This is a genomic window from Azospirillum sp. UFLA03-27 (assembly GCF_059803775.1).
On record NZ_JAUQTX010000008.1, the window covers coordinates 24089 to 40501 of the forward strand.

A 16413-nucleotide genomic window follows, 5' to 3' on the forward strand; every position below is an offset into this window, starting at 1 on the left:
GCATCCCCGATCGACCAGGAGGAAACGATGCAAACGACTCTCTTCACCAACGTGCGCGTCCTCGACAGCACCGGCGAGCAGCCCTTTGCCGGCGAAGTGCTGGTCCAAGGCAACCGCATCGCCGAGATTTCCAGGCAGGAAGGGACGATCTCCCGCGACGCGCACCGCCATGTGGCTGGTGGCGGCGCCACGCTGATGCCGGGCCTCATCGACTCGCACCTGCACCTGTCGTGGAACAACCAGCCCACGCTCGCGGCCATTCAGCAGATGCCGCCGGAAGAGCATGTCCTCTTCGCCGCCGACATGGCCAAGCTGGTGCTAGACGCCGGCTTCACGGCGGGCTTCGGCGCCGCCGCCGCCAAGCCCCGCCTGGACGTGGTCATCCGCAACGCGATCAACGCGGGCCAGATTCCGGGGCCGCGGTACCGCGCGGCGGGACAGGAGATCGCCACGCCCGGCGGACTTGGCGATACGTCGCCGCCGCACATCGAGCATGAGGGCCTGAATTTCGGCATGATCGTGTCCGGGCCGGAGGAGGTCCGCCGCGCCGTCCGCAAGTTCATCAAATACGGCGTCGACAACATCAAGCTGAACCTGTCGGGCGAGGAGATCACCGGGGTCGGGGCCGAGGTGACGCCGATGGCGCGCGAAGAGATCGCCGTGGCGGTGAGCGAAGCCAAAATGCACGGGAAGACCCTGTGCGCGCACGCGCGCTCCTCCAAATCGGTCAAGCTGTGCGTCGAGTTCGGCATCGAAGGCATCTTCCACGCCTCCTACGCGGACGAGGAAGCCCTCGACATGCTGGAAGCGGTGAAGGACCGGCACTTCGTGGCGCCCGGTCTGGCGTGGCTGCTCACCACGGCCCGGGAAGCGGGCGCGTATGGCATCGCCCCCGGATCGCCGCTGTCGCAGCAGTACGAACACGAGCTGGAGATCGCCGTCGACAGCATGAGGAAGATGCACAAGCGCGGCATCCGGGTTCTCCCCGGCGGCGACTACGGGTTCGCATGGCAGCCGCACGGTACAAACGCCCGCGACCTCGAAATTTTCGTGAATCTGCTCGGCTTCACGCCGATGGAAGCCCTGGTTTCCGCGACCCGGTCCGCCGGGCAGATCATGGGCATGGGCAATGAGCTGGGCATGATCCGGGAGGGCTGTCTGGCCGACCTGCTGCTGGTGGACGGCGATCCTCTCGCGGACGTCACCATCCTGCAGGACCGGAAGCGCCTCCTGGCGATCATGAAGGACGGCGTCTTCCACAAGGCGCCGGAAGCCCCCGCCCCACGCGAGCGTGTCTGAAACCAATCCAGGCCCGGCCGCTCCCAGCGCATCGCTCCCGGCGGAGGCTCCGCCTTCTTCCCGGGAGCACGGACGCTCGCAACGGCCGGGTCACCGCACAGGCCAAAAAAAGGAGGGGGACGCACGATGGACGATCTCGGCTGGCGCAGCGTGCTGTTTGTCCCGGCATCGCGGCCCGACCGCTTCGACAAGGCGCTCGCCGCCGGCGCAGATGCCGTCTGCGTGGATCTGGAGGACGCCGTGGCGCCGGCTCACAAGCAGGATGCCCGTGCCGCGGCCATGCGCTTCCTGGCGGATGGCAGGAACGGTGGCGGTGGCGGTCCCGACCGCGTGATACGCATCAACACGCCGCGCAGCGTGGCGGGGATGCGCGATGCGCTCGCCCTCATCGAGGCGCGCCCCTCCGGTGGCACCGTGGTCATCCCCAAGATCGACTCGCCCGAGGAGGTCTGCTGGGTCGACCAGTTGCTGACCGAAGCGGGACTCGATCTTCGCCTGGTGGCTCAGATCGAGACGCTGCGTGGGATCGATCAGGCCGCCGCCATCACGGCCGCGTCCCGCCGGGTGAGCGCCGTCATGTTTGGAGGCTTGGATCTGGCGGCTGAACTCGGCGTCCCGGCGTCCTGGGATGGGCTTCTGTACGGTCGATCGCGGGTCGTTGATGCCGCCGCGCGGGCCGGCATCCCGGCCATCGACATGCCCTTCGTCGCGGTGCGCGACGCCGATGGGTGCCGCGCCGAGGCGCAACGCGCCCTGTCTCTGGGCTTCACGGCGAAGATGGCCATCCATCCGGGCCAGGTTCCCACCATCAACGAAGCCTACACACCGACACCGGACGAGGTCGCCGACGCCGAGCGGATCGTCACTGCCTGGAAGAACGCTCCGGACGGCGTCATTCAAGTCGACGGGAAAATGGTCGAACGCCCGATCGTGCTCGCCATGCGACGCACACTGGCCCGCGCGCAGGCTCCCGAACGCGCATCCACATCGACGCGGCATGGTGATGCCGCCTGACGGCTTTGCGGTTGGCTTGGGCCGGCCTGCGAGGCCGAACTTTGTAAGCAGAAAGAAGGGGGGAAGAGGCAATGCGCAGACACGCATCATTCCGGACGAGGCTGGCGCTGGGAGCCATCGTGGCGGCGACCGCCAGCGCCGTTCTGGCGTGCCCATCCATGGCGGCGGACGTCCGGACGGGTGCCGGCCCGTCGGGAAGCGGCAACCGCCCCAACATCCTGCTGATCCTTGCCGACGATCTGGGCTATTCGGACATCGGTGCGTTCGGAGGCGAGATCCAGACGCCCAATCTCGACGCCTTGGCGCGCTCCGGTCTCCAACTGACCAACTTCCATGTGTCGCCGGCCTGTTCGCCGACGCGGGCCATGCTGATGGCCGGCACCGACAATCACGTGGCCGGGCTGGGGACGATGGCGGAACTGCCGACGCCCGAGCAGAAAGGAAAGGCGGGGTACGAGGGCACCCTCGGCACCAACGTCGTGCCGTTCCCGGAACTGCTGCGCGACGCGGGCTATCACACCTACATGGCCGGGAAGTGGCACCTGGGCATGACGGAAGAGCTCAGCCCTCCGGCGCGCGGCTTCGAACAGTCCTACGCGATGCTCCAGGGCGGGGCGGGGTTCTTCGACCAGACCGGCAACGCGCCGCCGCCCGACGGCAAGGGCACCACCAAGGCGCGCTACCGCGAGAACGGCAAGCCGGTCGAGCTGCCGAAGATCGACTACACGACGAATTTCTACACGGACAAGGTCATCGAATACATCGGCAGCAACAAGGCCGATGGGAAGCCCTTCTTTGCCTATGCGGCGTACACGGCGCCGCACTTCCCCCTGCAGGCGCCCGACCACCTCATCGAGAAGTACAAGGACACGTACAAGGCGGGATACGAGGCCATTCGGAACGAGCGCTTCAAGCGCATGCAGGCAGCAGGGCTGATCCCGGCAACCATGACGCCGTCCGTGCCGCCCGCCCTCTGGCCGAAATGGGAGCAGCTTTCCCAGCAGCAAAAGGATGTCGAAGCGCGCCGGATGGCGGTTTACGCGGCCATGGTCGATTCCCTGGACCAGAACATCGGCCGGCTGGTGTCCTACCTGAAGGAGATCGGCGAGTTCGACAACACCATCATCGTCTTCCTGTCCGACAATGGCGCCGAGGGGAACGACATTCTGGACCTCGCCCCCGCCGCTTGGGTTGAGGAAACCTTCGACAACAGCCTGGACAACATCGGGCGTCCGGGCTCCTACGTCGGCTATGGGCCGGGGTGGGGCCATGTGAGCGCCGCCCCCTTCCGCCTTTTCAAGGCGTTCCCGACCGAGGGCGGCGTGCGTTCGCCGACCATCATTTCGTACCCCAAGCTGGCGCATCGCGGAAAGATCGACGGCCAGATCGCCTCGGTGATGGATCTGGCGCCGACCTTTCTTGAGGCCGCCGGGGTCAAGCACCCTGGAAACAGCCACAAGGGGCGCACCGTCCATCCCATCCAGGGAACGTCCCTCTGGCCCTATCTGAACGGCCGGTCCGATCACGCCCATCCGAAGGACTACGCGTTGGGAATGGAGCTCTTCGGGCGTGCCTCCGTCAAGAAGGGCGACTGGAAGCTGGTTTGGGTGAACCAGCCGTGGGGAACCGGCGGGTGGGAACTGTTCAATCTTGCCGATGATCCCGGCGAGACCCGCAACCTCGTCGATGCCCGACCGGAAAAGGCCAAGGAAATGATGGCCTCCTGGGATGAGTACCGGGAGAAGAACGGTGTGATCTTCGATGAGAAGATCGCCGGCCAGCTTCAGTACAGCAATGGCACGCGCTACTACCAGGAGCTTGAGTGGTAGGCGATGCGACAGCGGCGGCCGGGCTTGGCACGGCCGCCGGCCATGACCGGGACGCGGCCGATCGCAGGGAAAGACGAACCCATGGCCAACAAAAGCACGGTCTTCTTCGCGGCACTCGTGACGGCCGGAGTTGGTGCCGCCGCGGGACTGGCGATGTTCGCCTGGCCTACCCAGGCTCCAGCCATGCCGAACGTCGCGGAGGACACGCTGTGCGACGGTTCCGCCGCGACCCCCGGCACGAAGGAGGCGCCTCCCGGCATGGTGTGGATTCCGGGGGGCGATACCCGGATCGGCTCCGACCAGCATTACCGCGAGGAAGGGCCGGTGACGCGGGTGAGCGTCGATGGCTTCTGGATGGACCGGACCGAAGTCACGAACGCCCAGTTCCGCCGGTTTGTCGAAGCGACGGGGTATGTCACCGAGGCGGAACGCGTCGTCGACGGAACCGGCGCCGGTGCGCGCCGGCCCTCCGGCTCCGTGGTCTTCGTCGATCCGACCTCCCAGGCCGGGGCGAGCGACACGTGGTGGCGCTTGGTTCCCGAAGCGAACTGGCGCCATCCGGAGGGCCCCGGCAGCGACATCGGGGGCCGTGAGAACCACCCCGTGGTGCATGTCACGTACAACGATGCCGTCGCGTATGCGCGATGGCTCGGCCGGGAACTTCCCACCGAGGCGCAGTGGGAACACGCGGCCCGGGGCGGGCTAGATGGCGCGCCATACGCCTGGGGCGGCGAGTTCACCCCTCAGGGCGTGGCGATGGCCAACACGTGGCAGGGGTTTTTCCCGATCCAGAACACGCGGGGCGACGGCTATCCGGCGACCGCCCCCGTGGGCTGCTTCACGGCGAACGGGTACGGGCTGCGGGATATGATCGGCAATGTCTGGGAATGGACGTCGGATTGGTATCGGCCGCGGCATGACGGTCTGGGCGACGTCAACCCGACCGGTCCCCGTCAGGAGGACAGTTACGATCCCCGACAGCCGGGGGTCCCCAGCCGGGTGATCAAAGGAGGCTCCTTCCTCTGCGCGCAGAACTTCTGCCAGCGGTACCGGCCGGCGTCACGCCATCCGCAGGACGTCGGCCTCGGAGCAAGCCATCTGGGGTTCCGGACAGTGCTGAATACGAGGTAGTGCCGGCGCCGAGACGGAACGGCAGCGTCACAGTTCGGTCGCGTGTGGTGGCTGCGAGCGGCGTTCACTTCATGGCACACCGCCAGAAACCCAAACGGAGGTGGGGCCGCTGCCTACGACAGCGGTCCCATCCATGCAACAGCCCGACCCTGGCGATCCTCGTCGCGTAAGCTGATGTGGCGAAGGCCATCCATCACATCGGCTCTCGCCCCGGTCCTCACGCCGGCTGATTCCATGGCCGCGCCGATACAGGTATCGGGTTCAACCCACCAGCTGAAACGCTGGCTCGCGGAGGGTAACGAACCGTGATTCGATTTCCCGTTCACGGCGGAGAGGAGCGAATGCCAGCAATGTTGCCAATCCGCGAAAGGGTCACTGCACAAAAGCCCCCCGGAATCGGGATGATGGGCGGCCACGCCGACCCTGGAGCCATCGTGAAAGCAACCGTTCGGACTTGCAAGGATGGTTGGCCGCCTTCAAGCTTTCACTCGGCTTCGGAGCCTCGGGCGCGACGGGGTCGGTCAACCCGGACGACAGGCTGTCACCAGCCGTCCAGGGTTAAATATGGACTGGGCCTGTCATACAAGGGCGCAGAAAGGAGCGCTGGGGCGCGACGGAGCTCACGTTAACCCTGCCCTCTCACATCCCGGACAGTTTGCGCACTTTCATGCAAGGACCCCAGCCGCCGCCGCCCCAGACCCATCCCCCGTTAGCCAAACTGTCGAAACGGGCTAACCGAGGGCATGCCATGAACCGTCTTGCCAAAAAAAAATTGTGGATCGGCGATGACGATTGCCACAGTCAACGCGAAGAGAAGTCCCGTCTGGATTATCTTGGTGTCCGGGTGAGTTTGGAACAGCTCGTTGAACAGACCTGCGCTCAGGTGGAATACGATGGCGACAAGGATGCTGCGATTCGCACGGTAATAGAGCCAATTCATAATCAACACGAACGGGAACAGGCTCAACGCGAAGTTCAGCGTGTGAATACAGCCGCTTTCGGCGATTTGCGCCTGATAATAATGAGCGACCATGCCGAGTGGTGCATGCCAGACCGTCCAATAGAAGGCGAAAACGATCGAGGTCCAGAACAGCGTCATGCTGCGCCTAAGGCAGTCGGTCCCGTAGGAATGCCAGCTCAACTCCTCGATGATCGGCGCCAGAACCAACGGGAACCAGCCCGGCAGGATGCCAGCGGAAAAGGACGCATGGGCCGCAAAACGGAATTGTTCGGTGCTGTAGCCGAGCAGAAGGGAAAGAGCCTGCGCAATCAGGATGCTTCCGAGCATGATGCCCGCGCCCAGCGTCGCAAGGCGCAGCTGCCGCCAGTCGGGCCGGACCAGACGGCGACCCAAGTCGTTGCGCAGAACCAGGTCACCTCGCGTCAACCGCCAAGCGGTGAGGAACGGAAAGAGCAGACCGAGCAACAAAAGCACTGCCACCGTTGTCAGGCCGGCAGGGCCGATTCCGTCCCGATGGCTCAGCCACACCGCGCCACCCCAGGCCGTCCATGAGCCCAACGTGGCGAGGGTATAAAAAGTCCAAGGGCGGTTGTAGCGTTGAATGATCTGATCTTCGGTCATGATTGCACCCTTCCCGCTCCGGCCAAAACGGCCAGAAATGCCGAGACGAGACTGTCCGGGCGCGCGCCGAGCGCGCGTTCGGTCAGATGCAGCGTCGCCATCAGCCGCATGCCATGCTCGTCCTGTGACCAGCCGAAGCGCGGGTTCCCGAGCAGAAAGGCCTGTCCAGCGAGAATGAACTGAATGGTCGACAGCGGATCCTCGACGGCGAAATCCCCGGTTTTACAGCCGTGATCGATTACACTGGCGATCAGGGGGCCGACCTTGAGGACCAACGCGATGTTGGCCCGCTCCTGCAGTTCGATATTGTCCGGGTGATCGAGTGCCTGCATCAGCGGTGCATTATCCGCTTCCACCGCTTTCAGCGCTGTCAATGCGAGGACCAGCGTTTCGTGCGGCGAGCTTTCGGACATTGCAATGGCCCTCTCCACGTTCTCTGCCATGGCGGTCACCGTCGCCTCTGCCATGCGCACCAGCAGGTCTCGCATGGACTGGAAGTGAAGATAGAAGGTGCCCTTCGCGATACCGGCCTCACGAGCGATCTGGTCGATCGACACCGCGCCGACGCCATGCTGGCGGAACAGTTTGGCGGCTGCGTTCAGGATTTCGGCCGATCGAACATCGGCAGGCTTGCTCGTGCGTGGCATGACATGCGCTTTGAATATGACTGACCGTCAGTCATTATCGCACCTGCACTCAGACTGGCAAGCTGTTGTTGAGAGTTGACGGTGCTTACGCGACAGCGCCAGGGCGGGCGAGTTGATGTGGTGGACGGCCCTTTCACCAAATGCCGGTGAGCAGCGTTGAGCGTCGAAGAAACCACCTCCGTCTGCTCGGCGTCGCAAGTCGGTCGATGCCCAGGCGGTGTGCGCACTTGCGGCTTGGTGCGAGTTGCGAGCAGCCCTGGGTTTCCCAAAGGGCGGTGGCGTTGAGTAACGTCAGCAACAGCGATAATATGGCTGTCATCATTCGACGTCCTACGGAGAATCTTAGTGGAGAGTGAGTTGCCGACCGGCGTTGGCGGTGAGCCGCTGTCGGGCGAGCGGCGATTCGAACTGCTCGTCAACAGCGTCCACGATTACGCCATCTACATGCTCGACCCACACGGAATCGTGACCAGCTGGAATCCGGGTGTCCAGCGGTTCAAGGGATACACGGCCGCGGAAATCATCGGCCAGCCTTTCTCGCGCTTCTACACCGATGACGATCAGCGTGCCGGAGTGCCGCAGCGGGCGCTCTCCATCGCCTCGATCGAAGGAAAATTCGAGGCGGAAGGTTGGCGGGTTCGCAAGGACGGCACGCGCTTTTGGGCGCACGTCATCATTGATCCCATACGTGACGACACCGGGAAGCTGATCGGGTTTGCCAAGATCACGCGCGACGTCACCGAGCGCAAGCAGGCGCAGGAGGCTCTGCAACAGAGCGAGGCACGCTTTCGCCTGCTGGTCCAGGGAGTGATCGACTACGCGATCTTCATGCTCGATACAACCGGGCATATCACGAACTGGAATTCCGGTGCCCAGCGAATGAAGGGCTACGCTGCCGAGGAGATCATCGGAGAGCATTTCTCCCGCTTCTACACCGCCGAGGATTGCGCCACCGGCGTCCCGATGCAGGGGTTGCGTACCGCTGAACAAACCGGAAAATTCGAAACCGAAGGCTGGCGGCTCCGCAAGGATGGCACCCGCTTCTGGGCCAGCGTCGTCATTGACGCGATCCGTGATGACAACGGGCGCCTCGTCGGTTTTGCCAAAGTCACCCGCGACATCACCGAACGCAAGCTGGCGCAAGAAGCATTGGAAGAAACCCGTGCGGCACTCTTCCAGGCGCAGAAGATGGAAGCCGTGGGCCAACTGACCGGCGGCATCGCGCACGACTTCAACAATTTGCTTCAGGCCATTGGCGGCAGTCTGGAGGTCATCGAACGGCGGCTCATGACGGGGCAAGGCGACATCCAGGCGTATGTGACCGCCGCCAGAACCTCGGTTGATCGGGCGAAGACTCTGACACAGAGGCTGCTCGCCTTTTCCCGCCGACAACCGCTTCAACCCGAGCGCACCGACCTCAAGACGCTGGTGGATGGACTGCGGGACCTGATCGAGCGTTCGGTCGGCGAGGCGATCCGGGTCGAGACACGGCTGGCTCCCGAGCTGTGGCCAATCTGGGCGGACGCCAATCAGGTCGAGGCTGCGCTGCTGAACCTGGCCATCAACGCCCGCGATGCAATGCCCCATGGCGGACAACTCACCATCCAGGGCGTCAACATCCATCTGGATGCGACCGCGGCGGCTTCGGAAACCGGAGTGCTGCCCGGCGACTACACACTGCTTGAGGTGGCCGACACCGGCACCGGCATGCCGCCGGACGTTCTCGAGCGTGCCTTCGAACCATTCTTCACGACGAAACCGCTTGGTCAGGGAACGGGGCTGGGGTTGAGCCAGATCTATGGCTTTGCCCGTCAGTCGGGCGGGTATGTCCGGATCGACAGCGAAGTGGGCCATGGAACCTCCGTGAAACTGTACCTGCCTCGCTCTCACCAAGCGGAAAATCTCGGTTCCGTCCCTGTGAAGGTCCCCGATCAGCCGCAGCAGCCGGTGCCGGGAACCGTGCTGGTGGTGGAGGACGAACCGATTGTCCGCATGCTGCTTGTGGAGGCGCTCCGGGAGCAGGGGGCGACGGTCTTGGAGGCCGAGGATGGAAACGAAGCCTTGACCATTCTCAACTCCCCGGTGGGGATCGACCTTCTGGTAACGGATGTCGGCTTGCCAGGCATCACAGGACAACGGGTCGCGGAAACAGCCCGGTCATTGCGGCCGGACCTGAAAATCATATTTTTGACCGGCTACGCCTGCAATTCCGTCCTGGACAAGGAACTGCTGGCGCCACACACACGACTTTTGAGCAAGCCCATTGCCATTGACCAGTTCCTCGCCCAGGTGAATGCAATGTTGCGCAGCGGTTGAAAATTCTTCGACCTGCCTCATTCCTGCTCAGCTGGAATCCTGCTCCATCAGGCCGCCGTTGACGTCTGGCTTGGTGGCGTTGGGTGCAGCCGCATAGACGGTGCATCGTAACGTTCAACAGGGGACCGATTCCGTCCGCCTCAGCGCTGCCGGCTCTGTCGCAGCGTTTTCGCAATGGCGGAGAGCGGGTAGAACCCGACCTCTTTCACCAACGTTGCCGGATGTGCGGTTGGGCCATTTTTATCTGGTCTTTGCACATCGTTGCGCCGTTTGAAGGCCACGACGGCTGGGCTCCCAGCCCATCCAGGCCAAAAAACCACGCCCTGTTTTCATCTCTCCTTTCCTTACTGGAACGGTGAAGAGGAGCTGCTGTTAAGACCCCAGTGGCCCAGCCGGAGATGACGTCATGGCGAACGATCGAGGTCCCAAAAAGTTCGGTGTTTATGAAGCCGCAAGCGCAGGTGGTCTCAATTGGACATGGATCATCGTCGGGCTGATTGTGCTCGCGATCCTCCTGTACTTTTTCTTGCGCTAGGGTGCGTCATGGCCAGCGACCGCGAAGAGGTCGTTCCGCTTCATGAGGAAACCGCCTCGGTTGGCAAGCGCCAGATCGAGCGCGGTCGTGTGCGGGTGACCACCAAGGTCACCGAGCATGAGGAACTCGTCCGGCAGGCGCTGAAGCGCGAGGATGTCGAGATCGTTCGGGTGCCGGTGAACCGGGCCATCGATGCCCATCCGGACATTCGCCAGGATGGCACCACAACCATCATCCCGGTCGTTGAGGAGATGCTGGTGGTCGAACGTCGGCTGGTTTTGCGGGAAGAGATCCATCTGCGCAAGACCACGAGCACTGTCCAAGCCGAGCAGCCGATCACCCTCCGTTCGGAAGAAGCCATCGTCGAATTCATTGACGAACCTGGGGAGCGTGGTGCCAGGACCGACCAACCCAACGAGGACTAGGCTCATGAACAAGACCATCATTGCCCTTTACGATACGCGCGCCGACGCCGAAGCCGCCCTGCGGGATCTCGAAGCCGAGGGCTTCGACCGCAGCGTCGGTGAGATCGTCTCGCACAGCGACGCCGGTGGCGGCGGTGGCTTCCTGTCCCGCCTGAGCAATTGGAACGTCCCGGACACCGATGCTCACGTCTATGCCGAGGGGATGCGGCGTGGCGGCACGCTTCTGAAGCTGCGGTTGGACGATGAGGACGTGGACCGGGCCATCGCGGTTCTGGAGCGCGGCACCGTTGTCGATATTGAACACCGGGGCGAGGCGTACCGCTCGACCGGATGGACGGGTTACGACGAGACCGCCGCGCCATATGACGAAGCGTCGGCCGCCGAGGAGCGGGCACGCTATGCGGTTGGCGGGGCGGGAAGCAATGCCCAGCTCGGCAACGCGGCCGAAGCATTCCGCAGCGTGAACACGACCGACGCCACGGCGGATGCTGCGATGAACACCGGGGTTGGCAGCGGTCGCGAAGAGGTGGTTCCGGTCACCGAAGAGGAATTGTCCATCGGCAAGCGCGCCGTGGAGCGCGGGGTCGTGCGCGTGCGCACCTATGTGACCGAAACACCGGTCGAGGAGCAGGTTCGTCTGCGCGACGAGACGGTTTCGGTCGAGCGCCGCCCCATCATGCGCGAGGTTGGAGACGTTCCGGCCGACGCGTTCCGTGAACGTACCATTGAGGTGAGCGAAACCGACGAGGAGGCGGTGGTCCAGAAGCGCGCGGTGGTCAAGGAAGAGGTGGTCATCCGCAAGGATGTCGAGGAACGCGCCCAGACCGTGTCGGATACGGTCCGCCGTACCGAGGTTGAGGTTGAGGACAGCCGAACCGGAACGTCGCGCAGTGGGGTGGAGAACACCGGACGCCGGGACGACATCGAGCGGTAACGCTCACAGTGGTGCTTCACAAAAATAAAGGGGCGGCCGTCGCCGCCCCTTGTTCAGCACATAGACCGGCCACCAGGGCGCAGCGTGTACGGAACGTTCAACGAATCTGCCCACTCCGTTGGGAATGAATGGGCGTCCGGCTGTTAAGAGCCAACCATCCCTGTTTCCCCTGACGCAGTGTGCCATGCCTGACTCTGCATCTTTGATGCAATCCGACCGCGCCGCTTTCCGCTTGGACCGGTCAATGACCTGCGCCGCCCCGGCCGAAGGCGCCCTGGCAATTGAGCTTGCCAGATGCGCCGCCTGTTCACAGGCGGCGCCATTGGTCGTGACCCGCAGCGACACTCGGGCTGTCCGGCTCGCCAGGGCGATCCGGGACGCCGAGCCGGACCTCGATGTCGTGCTTATTCCAGGTTGGGACGTCCCCCTTGGCGAGCGGGGCCAGCCATCGCGGGCCGTGCTCGGGCAACGGGCCGCTGCCATCGCCGCCTTGTCCCGACCGGCCAAAGGCGTCAAGCGGCTCGTTCTGGCGACCGCCGAGGCGGCGCTGCAGCGTCTTCCGCCTCCCGACGCCTGGCCCGACGTCGCGTTGGTCATCGCGGCGGGCACACCCTATGAGGAGGAGACTTGGCGGAACCGACTCGTTGCCGGCGGCTACATCCTCGACGACCGGATCGACGAACCGGGGGAAGCCGCGTTTCGCGGTTCCGTAGTGGAGATCTTTCCGGGCGACGCCGACCGCCCCGTCCGCTGCGACATCGTCGATGGCCGGGTCGCACGGATACGGACCTTTGATCCGGCAAGCCAGCGCTCGACGGGCGACTGCGACCGGATCACCGTTCATCCGGTGACCGAAATCCCGGCGACACCGGAAATCGTCGCACGGTTGATCCAAGGGCTGGAAAGCCGCAGAGACCCAACGGCTGCGGGGCTCGCGGAGGAACTCGCCGCCGGACGGCGTCCCCACGCCTTCGAGCGCCTGCTGCCCCTGGCCTACGACCGCTTGCCGAGCGTGCTTGAGCTTCTTGCCGACAGTCCGGTCGTCATGGACGAGGGGGTTGGCGACCGGCTGGAGGCGTGGTTCGACGAGTTGGAGGGCGCCGACGCATCCGCCATGCACCTCGACCGCAACGCGTGGGAGATAGGGTTGCGGGGACGCGCGGTACTGACCCTGGAGCCCGACGGGCAAGCCTCGTCCAGCGAGGCGCCGGCGGTGTCCGAACGCACCCTCGCCCGCCTCGCCGGGGAGAGGATTGCCGCGGGTGAATCCGTGATCATTGCCGCCGCGAACGCCGCCGACGCGGCCAGGATGGCGGAGCGGGTGGCGGCGGCGACCGGCCGGCCGGTGCCGGTGCTTGACCGGTGGCCGGTGGATGGGCCTCCCGTGACGCCAACAGCCCTGGTGCTTCGGGTCGCGGCGGGCTTCACGTTCGACGGCGTGAAGGTGCTCGCCCAACGCCCCCGTCCGGAAGGCGGAGCCGGCCCGGCCACCCCGCTGGCACCCGTCGACCTATCGTGCGACGATCTTGCGGTCCATCTCGACTACGGGATCGGTGCGGTGCGCGGGCTCGAAACGGTTGAGGCCGGAGGCCAGCCGGAAGACGTTTTGGTGATGGAGTATGCCCGCGAGAATCGGCTCCTGGTGCCGGCGGCCGACCTCGACCGCGTGTGGCGCTACGGCAGCGGCGACGCCCGGGTGGCCCTCGATGGGCTCAAGGGCGGAAATTGGATCACCCGCCGTGCGGAGTTGGAGCGCGAGATCGGCCGAACCGCGAAAAGCCTTGTGCGCCAAGCCGAGCGCCGGGCCCGCACGGAAGCCCCCGTGATCGCGCCGCCGGCCGGACCGATGCGGCGCATGGCTGCCCGCTTCCCCTACGAGGAAACCGCAGGCCAGCGGCGCGCCATCAGCGCCGTGATGGCCGAACTCGCCGGCGGGCACCCCATGGATCATCTGGTCTGCGCCGACGTCGGCTACGGCAAGACCGAAGTGGCGTTGCGCGCCGCGGCGGCAGTCGCCTTCACCGGCCGGCAGGTTGCCGTTCTTGCCCCGACCAGCGTGCTCGCCCGCCAGCACTTGGAGGTGTTCCGACGGCGGCTGGCCGGTTTGGGCCTGCGCATCGAGCCGTTGACCGGCGGCATGGCGGCGTCGGCCGCAAAAGCCGTGCGCGACGGCCTCGCCGACGGGTCGGTGGCGATCGCGGTCGGCACGCATGCCCTTTTGTCGAAGACGGTGCGCTTCGCCGACTTGGCGCTGGTCGTCGTCGACGAGGAGCAGCGCTTCGGCACCGTGCAGAAGCGGGCGTTGGCCCGGCTTTCGGCCGGCGTCCACTGTCTGGCGCTCAGCGCCACGCCGGTTCCGCGGACGCTGCAGGGGGCGCTGGCGGGACTGCGGGGAGTCAGCGTCATCGATACCCCCCCGGTGCGGCGGCGCCCGGTGCGCACGCGGGTCACGCCCTATGACCCTTCGGTTCTGCGGTCCGCCTTGTTGCGTGAAAAGGCGCGGGGCGGACAGAGCTTCTGCGTGGCACCGCGGATCGCCGACCTGCCGGCGCTGGAGGCCGAGGTGCGCGCGCTCGCGCCTGGTCTGTCGGTCGCCGTCGCGCACGGCCGTCTCCCCATTGCCGAACTTGATCAGGTGATGTTCGATGTGGCGGAAGGAGCGGTCGACGTGCTGGTTTCAACCCCCATCATCGAGACCGGCATCGACATACCCCGCGCCAACACCATCGTGATCCGCCGCCCCGACCTGTTCGGGCTCGGGCAGCTCCATCAGCTCCGCGGCCGGGTCGGGCGCGGGGGAGCACAGGCCTACGCCTATCTGCTGACCGATCCGGACACTCCGCTTGGCGAGCGAACCGAGCGGCGGCTGGGCTCGCTCGAGGCGATCGAAAGCCTGGGCGGCGGCTTCGCCCTCAGTGTGCTCGATCTCGACCAGCGCGGGGCGGGCGATCTTCTGGGAACCGATCAGAGCGGCCATCTGCGGTTGGTCGGAACCGAGCTGTACCAGCATTTGCTGGCCCGCGCGCTGGCCGGCGCCGCGACGGACGATGCCCCCGAACTGCGCCTGGGTGTGCCGCAGACCATTCCCGCCGCCTACCTTCCGGAGGAGGACTTGCGCATCGGCCTGCACCGCCGCCTCTCGCGTCTGCGCGACGAAGCGGCGGCCGAACCGTTGCGCGAAGAGATCGAGGACCGCTTCGGGCCGTTGCCGGAGGAGGTCGAGCTGTTGCTGGCGGCCGCCGTGCTCCGCGCGCGTTGCCGGCGGCTGGGCGTCGCAGCCCTGGCCGCCGGACCCTCGGGTGTGTCGCTGACCCTGAACGACACACCCTGCCGGGCCGTGCGCGAAGCGGCGCTGGAGCGTCTGTGGACCGGACAGGTGCGCCGGACAGACGACCGCCTCGTCTTTGCGCTGGGCGCCGATGGACCGTCGGAGATCCTGGACAATGCGCGCGCCCTGCTCGATCAGCTTCCGCCTATCGGCACGGCCTGAGCGGACAGTCGTTCCACATGGCCACCTTGTGGAGCCATGCGGAGAAATCCCCCGTTATGATGGCCGGGAGTGTCTGATCCGATGGATGACCCATGCCGAAGCTTGGCGAGCAGAATGGCAACGAGACGTGGCGGATCAAGTCTGCGCCCCGGCGAGGCCGAGTTCTTCATGTCCGCTCCGGGATGTCGGCGGAACAGACGCTCGCCCTTCGTGTCGGGCTCGTTGTCGTCTTGATCGCCCTGGTCATCGCGGTGTTCTGGTTCGACCGCGATGGCCTGAAGGACCAGATCGACGGCCATGTCAGCTTCCCCGACATCCTCTACTTCGCGATGATCACCGTCACCACCGTCGGTTACGGCGACATCGTTCCGGTCAGCGATACCGCACGGCTGATCGACGCCTTCGCGGTCACGCCCATCCGCATCTTCATCTGGTTCATCTTCCTGGGCACCGCCTACGAATTCGTCGTGCAGCGGATCATCGAGGATTTCCGAATGAGCCGAATCCAGAAGCATCTGCAAGGGCACATCGTGCTGTGCGGCTTTGGGCACAGTGGACTCATCGCCGCGCAGGAGACGGTCGCCAAGGGACATCCGGGCGAACGGATCGTCGTGATCGACCAGTCGAAGGAACGCATACGGCTGGCGGCCGAGGCGGGGTTCATCGGGTTGCTCGGCGACGCCACCAGCGAAGAGATGCTGACCCGGGCCTGCGTGGGAAGCGCCAAGGCGGTGATCGTCAGCTCGGGCCGGGACGACACCACCATTCTGGTGATCCTGACCGTCCGCCATCTGTCCGCCGGCACCAAAATCGTGGGCAACATCAAGCAGGAGGAGAACATCAAGCTGGCCAAGCTGAGCGGCGCCGACCTGGTGGTGTCGCCGCCCAGGATCGGTGGCTATCTCATGGCCGACGCCGTGGAAACCAGCCATGCAACGCCATTCCTGTGCGACCTGATGTCGGTGGGTGGCCAAATGGTGCTGACGGAGCGCTTGGCGGCCCAGGACGAAATCGGCAAGACCATGGCGGAGACGACCGCCGGCGTGGTTGTGCAGATCCACAGCAACGGCCGCGCCATTCCCTTCACGGAACGTCACCGCCATATCATCCAGCCCGGAGACCTGCTGCTTGTGATCAGTCCGGCGCACGGCGACGAGAAGGCAGAAGGCCAATGACCGCGCTTCGTTTTCGATGACCCTGCGCAGATCGGC

At 65.2% G+C, this 16413-nt stretch carries 11 protein-coding genes; 9 read left to right on the forward strand and 2 right to left on the reverse strand.

Features of this window, described 5'->3' with window-relative positions:
- Positions 1 to 27: 27 nt before the first annotated feature.
- From Q4I23_RS02415 to Q4I23_RS02430, 4 genes are all read left to right on the forward strand, one after another.
- Entirely contained in the window at positions 28 to 1299 is a 1272-nt protein-coding gene (locus Q4I23_RS02415; RefSeq protein ID WP_454019783.1) for a metal-dependent hydrolase family protein, read from the forward strand.
- Between the two features lie 126 nt (positions 1300 to 1425).
- The gene (locus Q4I23_RS02420) at positions 1426 to 2313 is read left to right on the forward strand and encodes an HpcH/HpaI aldolase/citrate lyase family protein (protein ID WP_498525181.1); all 888 of its coding nucleotides are present in this window, start codon (positions 1426 to 1428) and stop codon (positions 2311 to 2313) included.
- 119 nt (positions 2314 to 2432) lie between these two features.
- Positions 2433 to 4142, forward strand: coding sequence for an arylsulfatase (locus tag Q4I23_RS02425; RefSeq protein ID WP_498525182.1), 1710 nt, complete (start codon positions 2433 to 2435; stop codon positions 4140 to 4142).
- A gap of 81 nt (positions 4143 to 4223) precedes the next feature.
- Positions 4224 to 5273, forward strand: coding sequence for a formylglycine-generating enzyme family protein (locus tag Q4I23_RS02430; protein WP_498525183.1), 1050 nt, complete (start codon positions 4224 to 4226; stop codon positions 5271 to 5273).
- A gap of 709 nt (positions 5274 to 5982) precedes the next feature.
- Here Q4I23_RS02430 and Q4I23_RS02435 read toward each other — a convergent pair.
- Positions 5983 to 6855 (reverse strand): CPBP family intramembrane glutamic endopeptidase, encoded by an 873-nt coding sequence (locus tag Q4I23_RS02435; protein WP_454019787.1) that lies wholly within the window; start codon positions 6853 to 6855, stop codon positions 5983 to 5985.
- The gene (locus tag Q4I23_RS02440; protein WP_454019788.1) at positions 6852 to 7502 is read right to left on the reverse strand and encodes a TetR/AcrR family transcriptional regulator; all 651 of its coding nucleotides are present in this window, start codon (positions 7500 to 7502) and stop codon (positions 6852 to 6854) included. The genes Q4I23_RS02435 and Q4I23_RS02440 overlap by 4 nt, the downstream gene beginning before the upstream one ends.
- Before the next feature lie 357 nt (positions 7503 to 7859).
- On the opposite strand from Q4I23_RS02440, the gene Q4I23_RS02445 reads away from it, so the two are divergent.
- The 5 genes from Q4I23_RS02445 (at position 7860) to Q4I23_RS02465 (ending at position 16377) form a co-directional block, all read left to right on the forward strand.
- Positions 7860 to 9818 (forward strand): hybrid sensor histidine kinase/response regulator, encoded by a 1959-nt coding sequence (locus tag Q4I23_RS02445; protein ID WP_498525184.1) that lies wholly within the window; start codon positions 7860 to 7862, stop codon positions 9816 to 9818.
- 543 nt (positions 9819 to 10361) lie between these two features.
- Positions 10362 to 10778, forward strand: a complete 417-nt coding sequence (locus tag Q4I23_RS02450; RefSeq protein ID WP_237906636.1) for a YsnF/AvaK domain-containing protein — start codon at positions 10362 to 10364, stop codon at positions 10776 to 10778.
- A gap of 4 nt (positions 10779 to 10782) precedes the next feature.
- The gene (locus Q4I23_RS02455; protein ID WP_498525185.1) at positions 10783 to 11712 is read left to right on the forward strand and encodes a YsnF/AvaK domain-containing protein; all 930 of its coding nucleotides are present in this window, start codon (positions 10783 to 10785) and stop codon (positions 11710 to 11712) included.
- A 244-nt stretch (positions 11713 to 11956) separates the two neighbouring features.
- A complete protein-coding gene (locus Q4I23_RS02460; protein ID WP_498525186.1) occupies positions 11957 to 15202 on the forward strand; it encodes a DEAD/DEAH box helicase in 3246 nt (1081 codons plus the stop codon).
- Positions 15203 to 15294: 92 nt separating this feature from the next.
- Positions 15295 to 16377, forward strand: a complete 1083-nt coding sequence (locus Q4I23_RS02465) for a potassium channel family protein (protein ID WP_498525187.1) — start codon at positions 15295 to 15297, stop codon at positions 16375 to 16377.
- Positions 16378 to 16413 lie beyond the last annotated feature (36 nt).